Below are 9,779 nucleotides of genomic sequence, written 5' to 3'. Positions count from 1 at the left end.
GTAACGTGATAACGGCTCGACCAGCGACCAGGCTTCCGGTGTGGTGTAAAGGTGCTCTACCGCTTCGAAGTCGCAGTGCAGGTCCAGCACCATGTCGGCATCGCACGCGAGGGTTTGCAGGGTGAGGCGCTGGGACTGCAGTTGCGTGCTGGCGACGTGTGACGCCAATGCGGCGCGCAGGCTGCTGCGGATCAATGCGAGATTGTGCTGTGGGTCGTCACCCAATTGGGCTTCGACGTCATCCCCAACCTGTTGGCTAAGGTCCACGAAGCGCCGGTTGAAGTTCTGCCCGCTTTCCATCTCATAGCGGCCCAGTGGGATATCCATCATGACCTGTTCGAGGCCGATGGGATTGGCCACGGGGACTACTACGACTTCGCCCAGCAGCCGACCGGCACTTTCTAGCTCTGCCAGACGCTGTTTGACGTACCAGGCCACCAACATGCCCGGCAATTCATCGGCATGCAGCGACGCCTGAATATAGACTTTGCGGCCCGTATTCTCGGGGCCGTAGTGAAAACTATGGATTTGCCGTGCGGTGCCCGGCAAGGGAGCGAGTATGTCGTGGGTATGGTGGCGCATAAATAGGTCCTAGTGAGCCGGGCCAAGGAACGCCAGCCAGCGGCGTTCTGCCAGTCGGAACAGGCCGACCAACGCAAACGTTACCGTCAAGTAGATCAACGCGGCGATACCAAAGGACTGAAACGTCATGAAGGTAGCCGAGTTAGCGTCCCTCGCGACTTTGAGAATATCCGGCACGGTCGCGGTGAACGCCACGGTGGTCGAATGCAGCATCAGAATCACTTCGTTGCTGTAGAACGGCAGCGAACGGCGCAGGGCTGAGGGCATGATCACATAGGCGTAAAGCTTCCAGCCGGTGAGGCCGAAGGCCTTGGCCGCTTCGACTTCGCCATGGTTCATGCTGCGGATTGCCCCGGCAAAGATCTCCGTGGTGTAGGCGCAGGTATTAAGGGCAAACGCCAGGATCGTGCAGTTCATTGCGTCGCGGAAGAACATGTCGAGCAACGGTTGGGCGCGAATCGCGGCGATGCTGTAGATGCCGGTGTAGCAAATCAGCAGTTGGATATACAGCGGCGTCCCACGGAACAGATAGGTATAGAACTGTACCGGCCAGCGGACCCAGAACCTGGGCGAGACCCGGGCGATGGACAGCGGGATTGATACCACAAAGCCGATGGCGATCGAGGCGCTGAGCAGCCACATGGTCATCGCCAGCCCGGTGATGTGCTGGCCGTCGCTATAAAGGAAAGGCCGCCAGTATTCTTGGAGAAGTTCGATCATCGTTTTGCCTCCCGGCTGCCAGCGGCATAACGTCGTTCGGCCCAGCGCAAGACAACGTTTGAGACGCTGGTGATCAATAAGTAAATCAGCGCGGCGACGACCAGGAAGTAGAAAAGCTCGTAGGTGCTTTTGCCGGCATCTTGCGAAGCCTTGACCAGATCGGCGAGGCCAATGATAGACACCAGTGCGGTGGCTTTAAGGATCACCATCCAGTTGTTACCGATGCCCGGCAGGGCGAAGCGCATCATTTGTGGGAACACCACAATGCGAAACCGTTGGCTGCGGCTCAGGCCGTAGGCGGTAGCCGCTTCGACTTGACCACGAGGCACGGAAAGAATCGCACCCCGGAAAGTCTCGGTGAAATAGGCCCCATAGATGAACCCCAGGGTGATCACTCCGGCGGCGAACGGGTCGATTTCGATGTAATCCCAGTCCATCACCTCGGTGAGGCTGGTCAGCCAGGTTTGCAGGCTGTAGAAAATAAGCAGCATCAGCACCAGATCTGGCACGCCGCGGATCAAGGTGGTGTAGATCTGTGCCGGAATGCGCAGCACCCGCAGGCTTGACAGTTTGCAGCTAGCGCCGATCAAACCGAGGATGACGGCGACCAGCAGCGATAGAATTCCTAATTGGATGGTCATCCACGTTCCCTGAAGTAGCAGGGGGCCGAAGCCTCGCAAGCTGAGGGCGGACAAGCCAAGGTATTGCAGCCATTCGTCGAGCATGAATCGAACCTTTTGCGGTCAAAAAAACGCCCATCGAAACGGGTGATGGATGTTCACCTGAAGTCGATGGGCGTCGGGATGTTATTTACCGCTGTACAGGTTCAGATCACCAAAGTGCTTTTTCTGAATTTCGTCGTATTTACCGTCAGCGTGTAACGCTTTGATACCTTTATCCAACAGGGCTTTGAGGTCTTTGTTACCTTTCGAGATACCGACTGCAGTTTTAGCTGGCAGCAGTGGATCTGTGATTGGCTTGGAGACTTCGTAGTTAGCACCGGCCGGCGACTTCAGAAAGCCCAATTCAGCTTGCAGCATGTCTTGTACGGAAGCATCAAGACGACCGGAACTCAGGTCAGCGTAAACCTGATCCTGGTTAGCGTAGGCCTTGGTGGTCACGCCAGCTTTGTCCAGAACGGCTTTGGCATAGGCTTCTTGAATAGTGCCTTGCTCATAACCAACGGTCTTGCCTTTGAGGCTAGCAACGTCAGAGCTGATGCCCGAACCTTTCTTGTAAACCAACGATGTTGGGCCGGAGAACAGCTCGCTGGAGAAGTCGATAACCTTCTCGCGGGCTTCTGTAACGGTCATCGACGAGATAACGCCGTCGAACTTGTTAGCTTTCAAGCCTGGGATCATGCCGTCGAAATCGCTTTCAACCCATTTGCATTTAACTTTCAGCTCGGCGCAAATCGCGTTGCCCAGATCGATATCGAAGCCTACCAGGCTGCCATCGGCTGCTTTCGATTCGAAAGGTGCATAAGAAGGATCGACGCCAAAGCGCAATTCCTTGTATTCCTTGGCCATTGCATTACCAGCGGCTAGACAAATAGCCAATGCGGAAAGGGTCAGCCATGCTTTTTTCATTGATCAGTCCTTAAAACCAAAATGAGCGTTGGGAACACGCGAATCTATTGCTACCGGCAAGCGCCAGACGGCAAGAAGATAGCAATATTTGAACCAAAGAGACGAACGTGCGTTTTAAATGTACAGAGTTGTCGCAATGATGACTTAAGCGAGTAAATGCTCTAGCCGGGCGTAACAATACCTTTGTAGGAGCGAACTTGTTCGCGAGGCGTAATGCCTGATACGCCGTATTAGACCTTTCGCCACCAATTTGGCTCTTACAGAGAATCAGCCCGCTCCAAAAGTGGGCGCGCTTAAATTAGCGCACCAAAATAGCGCGTATACATCAGCTGAGCAAATCCTGTAGGGCCGACAGGCATCGGCCTGGGCCTCGATCACCGGCCTGGCGTCAGCGTCAGCCGTTCCTTGCCGTAGGCCCTTTCCAGATTCTGCGGTTGCATCGGGATGGTCGTGTATTGGCCTTTGAGCCAAGGGTCGATACCGTCGGCGTAATGCGGGCTGGCGGGGTTGCCGGATTCGCCTGCGCTGTTCTGGCCCATCATCGGTTCAGGTTGACCGAAATCGATAATGATCCGCAGAGCAGGGGTCAAGGCGGTGTCGAAGTTCTCACCCCAAGCGTAGGCCGCCGAGTTGATGGTGCTGTGATCGCCACCGGCCGGGATCGGACTGCGATTGGCCATTGAGCCGTTTTGCGCGGTCCAGGTGTAGCGGTGCAATTTGCCCCACTGCCAGCCCTTGTGATCAGCACCCAACTGGCTGTCGCCTGCGGTAATCGCTGCGGCGAGGCTGCGGGCGAGAATAGTGGGCTTGTCTTCCTTTTGTGGCGTCTTGATGTCATCCCAATACGGGCTGTCTTCGCGACCCAATAAATGATCGGCCTGGGCCGAGTAAGTGAAGTTGGCGTTTTCGACAAACGCTTTCCAGGTCGGACTGGTTTCTGGACCTAGCTCATCAAGGAAGATCTGCTTGGCGCTTTCCTGCAGGAACAGCTCATAAATCGCTGCGTCGGAAGAGCTCGCGGACAGCTTGCCATCGAACGCCATCAAGCGAGCCAAGGCCTCTTGCGCTTTGCCGCGATCAGCCGCGGGCAGTGCCTCGATCGCCTTTTTCAGTGGCTGAACCATGCCTGGCGCCTGGAACATCTTTTTCAATTTGGCGGCAAAGGTCGTGGTCTGGTCATTTTGCATGGCAATCATGCTGCGGCTGTCTTGCTTACCGCTGTTTGCCAGTTCGGCGATGCGTTCGGCGCGCTCCGGGTAATTCCAGGAGTTGGACAACTGCATGCCATAGCCTTTCTGCATGGTGCGTTGGTTGGCCGTGCCGATCCAGCCTTGGGTCGGGTCTTGGTCATAGGGATGCAACATCGGGTCGGCGAAACCGTCCCAGTCATAACGGCTGTCCCAACCCGGTGACGGCAGCAAACCCAGGCCTTCGCGGCGGTTCGGGAAGCGTCCGGTGACCTGCCAGCCCACGTGCTGCGCATCGGCGAACACAATGTTCAGGGCCATGGCGCGGATTTCACGGATGGCGTCCGAGGCTTTCTCGACGTTTTGCGCACGGGACAGATTGAACAGCGCGTCCATGCTCTTGTCGTCTTTAAAATCCGGCGTTTGTAGGGCCAGACCGAGGCCGTTGCTCAACTGCACCGGCTGCTCCGGGTTGCTACGCTCGCCGAATGCGCTGTTGAGCAATGGACCGTGACGCGTTTCGTAAACAGTTTCCCGTAGCGGACGCCCACCTTTGACGAAGAATGTTTCGTTGCGTACGGCAGCCCGCTGCCATTTACCCTCGACAAGGTAGAGCAACGTGTTGTTTTCACGCTTGAGCTTTTCCAGGAACACGTCCTGATTGTCGCCCATGGCCGCGGTCATGCCCCACGCCAGTTGGCCGTTGAAACCGGACATCACCAGTGGCAAACCGGCGATGGTCATCCCGGCCGCCTGGAATTTCGGCGCGCGAATCTGCACAAAACTCCAGGCAGAAGGCAGGGTGGCAGGCAAGTGCATGTCGTTGGCCAGTAGGCTTTTGCCACTGCGGCTACGCTGGGGGGTGATCACCCAGTTGTTGGAGGCTGCGACACCGAGCATGTTCAAGTCGGACAGCTGCAAGGCAACTTTATTCAATTCATTGAGGCCAGGAGCTTGGCCCACAAGACTCAAGCCCTTGAGTTTGTCGGTTTCGGCCACCGGCAACTCTTCATCGGGGTAGGTCGGGATCAGCCAGGCGAGTTTCTCAGCACCGACTTTCTGCGCCAACACCAGGGATGAAAGCTCCTGCTGCAGGTTCGCCGACATGCCGAAGTTCAGCAGGCTGAAGATCAGCGCAGAGTCTTCAGGCTTCCAGTATTCGGGGTGATAGTTAGCCGCCATCAGATCTGCTGGCAGTTTGTCGCGGTAGCGGAACAAGTAAGCGTTGACGCCGCGCGCATACACCTCGAAGAAACGCTTGAGCCGCGGCGAGGAGCTGTTGTACAGCTCGCTGGCGCTTTTCTTCAGGTTGACCGACCGCATGAATCGGTCAATCTCCAGGGCGCTGGGACCGTCCAGTTCGGCGAGTCGGCCTTGAGCGAGCAAACGCATGCTGACCATCTGACTGATACGGTCGCTGGCGTGCACATAGCCCAGAGTGAACAGTGCATCGTGGAAGGTATTACTTTCGATCAGCGGCATGCCAAGGCTGTTGCGGCGGACCGAAACGTTTTGTGCCAACCCTTTGATCGGGAACACGCCGGTAGTCGGGGGAAGCGTATCGCTACCAGCTCCTCCCAGTTGGCAACCACTCAAACTCAGGACACTGACCACTGCTGCGGCAACGCCGAACCGGGGAATAAAATTGAAAAGGGCTGGCGAGGCCATGGCAAAGCTCCTGCGGGGGGTGACGTTTTTTGATGGCGCTACGTTAGAGAGCGGACACGCCCCATGCAAGCGGCTATCGGAGCTATATAGAGCTAATGAGCGGATTTACTACTCTGTAGGAGCCAACAAGTTGGCTCCTACAGACGGATTCAATCAATCAAGCGCCGTGGCACTTTTTGAACTTTTTCTCGCTACCGCAGGGGCAAGGATCGTTGCGTCCAACGTCTTTCAGGGTATTACGCACGGGCTCTTGGGGCGCGTGGCCGCAGTCTGGGCCGTGAACGTGGGCGTGCTGATGGTCGTGGTGTTGATGGTCATGGTCGTGATTGCAGTCAGGGCCGTGAACGTGGGTTTCCTGGTTCATCAAAGTCTCTCCGGAATAATTGCCGCGAATTATCTCGTCAATACGTGTCAGGTGCACGCATTGAAAACACAATAATCGGCCATACTTGCGCCTTATGCCGTAGGAGATGCCGATGAACCTCTATGAAATCGTCTTCAGTGGACAGTTAGTGCCCGGTGCTCAACGTGAACGGGTCGAGGCAAACCTGGCTCAACTGTTCCAGGCCGATGCCCAGCGCATCGCTTTATTGTTTTCAGGCCGTCGCCTGGTGCTGAAAAACAACCTTGATCAAGCGGCAGCAGAGAAATACCGCTCGACGCTGGAGCGCGCCGGAGCGTTGGCTGAAATGGTCGATATGCAGGTCGAGATGGAAGAAGTAGAACTGGCGCCGCCGCCCGACTCACCGGGTTTCTACCCTCCGCCAAAGACTAATCGCAGGCTGCAAGTCGTACCGAGGGACGCTTACATGGCAGCGTTCCTGGAAGTAGATGCGCCGGATTTCTCGATAGCCGACCTCGGCAGCGCGTTGCAGGAACCGAAAGCACCCGTGCCCGCACCGCGTCTGGACCTTTCACAAATAAGCCTGGCGCCAGTCGGTGCCGACATGGATCAGATCAAAAAACCACCCGCTCGACCGGCGCCCGACACCTCACATATAAAGCTCAGTAGCTGACCGGCGCTTACTTCAAATAGCCCGCACAGCATTTTTTGAATTTTTGCTCGCTGCCGCAGGGGCACGCGTCGTTGCGCCCGGCCTTGAGCGGCACGGTAGGGTCGATGAAATACCAGTGGCCCTGGTTCTGCACAAACGCCGAGCGCTCGCGATGGCTGTGCTCACCCTCACCATCGTGCCAGCGCGCAACAAACGTCACGAATGAATGCTCGGGTTTACCACCGAGCACTTCGACGTTTTCCACGTCCAGCCCGAGCCAGGTGCTTTGCGCACTCCAGGCATTGATCGATTGCCGGTCAAGGCTGGATTTTTGCGCCGGCAACGTGGTGTCTACCAGGTAATCGATCAAGCCCAGCACATAGGCGCTGTAGCGCGAGCGCATCAATGCCTCGGCGCAAGGGGCAGGAGTGCCTGCGTGATAGTGCCCGCAGCAGGCGTCCAGTAAATTTCCGCTGCCGCAGGGGCAGATCGAACTCGTCATGGCTACCACCAATACTTGCCAAAATTCTCCGGATTGGCCCAAAACTTCGCGTTCAGCCAGTCAGGTACTTGTTTGTATTCACGCAGGTCGTAAGTAAACAACGTCAACACCTGCTCGTCTCGGGCAAAGCGTTCACTGGCCTGCAGTGCCAGTGAATAGAAGTCGGTGTCCTGCCAACCGCATGCGTGTAAATCGGCCAGCACGGCAATACGACTGGCGTTTAAGTTACGGATCCCACCCAGCAGTTCAAGGCCGGTGCGTTTGGGCAGATGCTCAAGGCAATTGACGGCCAGCGCCAGGTCGAAGCGTTGTGCCGCGAGCGCTGGTGGCAGCGGGCCAGGCGTGGCGTGGGAAAGCTCAGTGCCCGGATGCGCCTCCTGGAACGCATCAAGCGCAGGGAAACTTCCGGCGCCGATCAATAGCAAGCGCTTAGGCGCGTATTGATCGAGTAAAGCGGCCAGCGCCTGCTGCGGTGTCCGCGTAGAAAAGCCATCAGTCATCGAAAATCCTCAGTTGAACTGCAAGACTAGCGTGCCGTGGCCTAATGGCCTAGCCCTGAGCGCAGACCTTCGTCGGCAGCTTTTATGATGGCTAATTGGCAATCTATGAAACTCAGGTCTTTACTCCCATTGCATCGGTTTGGACCGATCCCATAGGAGATAAATCAATGAGCATGATTCGGGTGGCGTTACCTTTGATCTTGCTGACCAGTCTGTTGACTGGTTGTGCGAATTTGCAAAAGACCGATTGGCCTAAATGTGCCGCAGTCGGCGGGGTGGCGGGTGCAGGGCTAGGAGCTATTCAAAATGCCACGTATGCCGGTTGGGGGGCGTTGATCGGTGGTGGACTGGGGGCGGCGTACTGCTGGGTACACGGCGATAGTGCGTCGGAGAGCCACGCCAAGTGTCCAGGAACGCCTGCAGGTGTGAGCGTCGATGCCGACGGTTGCCCGCTGGCAGCGCCAGTGGCTCCGGCTCCAGTGGTCGAAGAAGTTGTAGTGGTTAAAGAAGAAGTCATCGTGATCAACGACGTGTACTTCAAATTCGACTCGGCGCAGCTGACCGCAGCTGATAAACAGAAGCTTGATGTGATCAGTACCCGCCTGAAACGCGAAGCACCGAGTGCACAATTACGTGTCAGCGGCCATACCGACAGCGTCGGCAGCGAAAAATACAACAAAACCCTGTCGCAAAAACGCGCAACGTCTGTGACCAACTACTTGGTCAGTTCTGGCATCCCTCGCAGCAGTTTTGTCGCGGTAGTCGGTGAGGGCAAAAGCCGTCCCGTCGCTGATAACAAAACAGCTGAAGGACGTGCATTGAATCGTCGTGTAGAGATCAAAATCAACCGATAAAAGCCTGTAAACATGCGGCTTTTGCGGTAACGGTTGTGGTTGCAACCCTTGGGTGCCGGCCTTTGTCGGTCACCCGAGGGCATTGGTTTATCAAGCGTACCCTCAACATCCGTGGTACTGACCCGTTGGCCGGGCGGTGGTTAAACGCCAGCTCGGCTTTTTATCGCATCGAACAATGCCTCTAATCGGCGCAGCTGAACAATTTTCAATGGTCGCTGGCAAAATTCGCGCTGATGCCGTTACTGTGCGCAAAAGAAATAACCGCCAGGGGCATGTAATGAAGTTGTTTTGGGGATTGGGGAAAGTGCTGACGTTGGGTTTCTGGCTGGTGGTGCTGGTTAATACGGTGCTCGCATTGCCAAACCCTTTTGATTTGTTGATCAACATGGCTGGTAGCTTACTGTTGCTGACCCATCTGCTGGAGCTGGTTCTGTTCAACGGCAGCCTGCGTGGACGGATGCGCCCGTGGATGGATCGCGGACAAATACTGCTCTTTGGCATTTTTCATCTGCAGACTTTTTCCCGCTCCCAGGCGGAGATCGCTCATGCGTAACCTTCGCTTGCTGGCAGTGGCGTGTAGCGCTGCGATGTTCACCCCAATGGTCATGGCTCAGGTAGTGGCGGTCGAGGCGCATTCGCTCCTGCGTCTACCTGGAACTACCAGCATCCTGCAGTTGGACCGCCTAGTCGTTGCCGATTACGGCACGTTGTTGATCCCTGCGGGCGTCAACGAAGTAAAAGTCGGTGAGCTGGTGCTGGGTCATGAAGCGCGCATCGCAATCATCCCCAGTGAACAGGCTTTCCATATGGTCGTAGGCCGTGGCGATCTGGCCTCTGGCAGTCAAATCACTGCCCGTGGCGCGCCTGGGACTTACGTCAAGGCAGCGTTGCCGGGTCGTAATCTGACCTTGCGCGTGGACAACCTGACGGCGGATGAGCTGTCGGTCGACGCCCGTGGAGGCTCAGGTGCCCCCGGATATTTCGGTCTGGATGGTGCCAACGGTGAAGACCCTGGCTGCATGTGGGGGGAGGCCAGTAAGGGCTTCAATGGCGATAACGGCGGCAATGGTCACGACGGTGCGCCTGGCGCCATGGTGCGTCTCGAATTGCCCGCTGCGTTCCCGGCTGAACACATCAAGGTGCTGGTCAACGGTGGTGCTGGCGGTGTTGCGGGTGCCGCGG

The 9,779-nt window shown here is 56.7% G+C and carries 12 protein-coding genes; 4 read left to right on the top strand and 8 right to left on the bottom strand.

Going from position 1 to position 9,779, the window contains the following annotated elements; all coding sequences use genetic code 11:
* The 6 genes from M0974_RS16470 to M0974_RS16445 all read right to left on the bottom strand — a co-directional run.
* On the bottom strand, positions 1-582 hold a 582-nt coding region (locus tag M0974_RS16470; protein ID WP_297838837.1), incomplete at its 3' end, for a succinylglutamate desuccinylase/aspartoacylase family protein.
* 9 nt (positions 583-591) lie between these two features.
* Positions 592-1,302, bottom strand: a complete 711-nt coding sequence (locus tag M0974_RS16465) for an ABC transporter permease (RefSeq protein WP_297838834.1) — start codon at positions 1,300-1,302, stop codon at positions 592-594.
* Positions 1,299-2,027, bottom strand: a complete 729-nt coding sequence (locus tag M0974_RS16460; protein ID WP_297838832.1) for an ABC transporter permease — start codon at positions 2,025-2,027, stop codon at positions 1,299-1,301. Before M0974_RS16460 ends, M0974_RS16465 begins: the two co-directional genes overlap by 4 nt.
* Positions 2,028-2,108: 81 nt before the next feature.
* On the bottom strand, positions 2,109-2,891 hold the full coding sequence (locus M0974_RS16455; protein ID WP_297838830.1) for a transporter substrate-binding domain-containing protein: 783 nt from the start codon (positions 2,889-2,891) through the stop codon (positions 2,109-2,111).
* Positions 2,892-3,265: 374 nt separating this feature from the next.
* Positions 3,266-5,746 (bottom strand): penicillin acylase family protein, encoded by a 2,481-nt coding sequence (locus M0974_RS16450; protein WP_297838827.1) that lies wholly within the window; start codon positions 5,744-5,746, stop codon positions 3,266-3,268.
* 157 nt (positions 5,747-5,903) lie between these two features.
* Positions 5,904-6,110: an SEC-C metal-binding domain-containing protein gene (locus M0974_RS16445; RefSeq protein WP_297838825.1), complete on the bottom strand. Its 207-nt coding sequence runs from the start codon at positions 6,108-6,110 to the stop codon at positions 5,904-5,906.
* Between the two features lie 112 nt (positions 6,111-6,222).
* Between M0974_RS16445 and M0974_RS16440 the strand changes: the two genes are divergently transcribed.
* On the top strand, positions 6,223-6,762 hold the full coding sequence (locus M0974_RS16440) for a hypothetical protein (protein WP_297838822.1): 540 nt from the start codon (positions 6,223-6,225) through the stop codon (positions 6,760-6,762).
* A gap of 7 nt (positions 6,763-6,769) precedes the next feature.
* Here M0974_RS16440 and M0974_RS16435 read toward each other — a convergent pair whose 3' ends face one another.
* A complete protein-coding gene (locus M0974_RS16435; protein ID WP_297838819.1) occupies positions 6,770-7,243 on the bottom strand; it encodes a YchJ family protein in 474 nt (157 codons plus the stop codon).
* Between the two features lie 2 nt (positions 7,244-7,245).
* Positions 7,246-7,743, bottom strand: a complete 498-nt coding sequence (locus M0974_RS16430) for a DUF6231 family protein (protein WP_297838817.1) — start codon at positions 7,741-7,743, stop codon at positions 7,246-7,248.
* Positions 7,744-7,910: 167 nt separating this feature from the next.
* Between M0974_RS16430 and M0974_RS16425 the strand changes: the two genes are divergently transcribed.
* From M0974_RS16425 to M0974_RS16415, 3 genes are all read left to right on the top strand, one after another.
* A complete protein-coding gene (locus M0974_RS16425; protein ID WP_297838815.1) occupies positions 7,911-8,597 on the top strand; it encodes an OmpA family protein in 687 nt (228 codons plus the stop codon).
* 277 nt (positions 8,598-8,874) lie between these two features.
* Complete coding sequence (locus M0974_RS16420) at positions 8,875-9,150, top strand: DUF1145 domain-containing protein (RefSeq protein ID WP_297838840.1); 276 nt, start codon at positions 8,875-8,877, stop codon at positions 9,148-9,150.
* A partial coding sequence (locus tag M0974_RS16415) for a collagen-like protein (protein ID WP_297838812.1) occupies positions 9,143-9,779 on the top strand: 637 nt, incomplete at its 3' end. The genes M0974_RS16420 and M0974_RS16415, both read left to right, overlap by 8 nt.

Origin of the sequence: Pseudomonas sp. (assembly GCF_026224925.1) — a bacterium.
Taxonomy (GTDB): Bacteria; Pseudomonadota; Gammaproteobacteria; order Pseudomonadales; family Pseudomonadaceae; genus Aquipseudomonas.
The sequence above is the reverse complement of the archived record's forward strand: the minus strand, read 5'-3'. Positions and strand labels throughout refer to the sequence as shown.

Bases quoted from the DNA above. Each gene is read 5' to 3' on its own strand.
- M0974_RS16425 (WP_297838815.1), top strand. From the start codon at position 7,911: ATGAGCATGATTCGGGTGGCGTTACCTTTGATCTTGCTGACCAGTCTG.
- M0974_RS16460 (WP_297838832.1), bottom strand. From the start codon at position 2,027: ATGCTCGACGAATGGCTGCAATACCTTGGCTTGTCCGCCCTCAGCTTG.
- M0974_RS16455 (WP_297838830.1), bottom strand. From the start codon at position 2,891: ATGAAAAAAGCATGGCTGACCCTTTCCGCATTGGCTATTTGTCTAGCC.
- M0974_RS16440 (WP_297838822.1), top strand. From the start codon at position 6,223: ATGAACCTCTATGAAATCGTCTTCAGTGGACAGTTAGTGCCCGGTGCT.
- M0974_RS16420 (WP_297838840.1), top strand. From the start codon at position 8,875: ATGAAGTTGTTTTGGGGATTGGGGAAAGTGCTGACGTTGGGTTTCTGG.
- M0974_RS16445 (WP_297838825.1), bottom strand. From the start codon at position 6,110: ATGAACCAGGAAACCCACGTTCACGGCCCTGACTGCAATCACGACCAT.
- M0974_RS16450 (WP_297838827.1), bottom strand. From the start codon at position 5,746: ATGGCCTCGCCAGCCCTTTTCAATTTTATTCCCCGGTTCGGCGTTGCC.
- M0974_RS16430 (WP_297838817.1), bottom strand. From the start codon at position 7,743: ATGACTGATGGCTTTTCTACGCGGACACCGCAGCAGGCGCTGGCCGCT.
- M0974_RS16435 (WP_297838819.1), bottom strand. From the start codon at position 7,243: ATGACGAGTTCGATCTGCCCCTGCGGCAGCGGAAATTTACTGGACGCC.
- M0974_RS16465 (WP_297838834.1), bottom strand. From the start codon at position 1,302: ATGATCGAACTTCTCCAAGAATACTGGCGGCCTTTCCTTTATAGCGAC.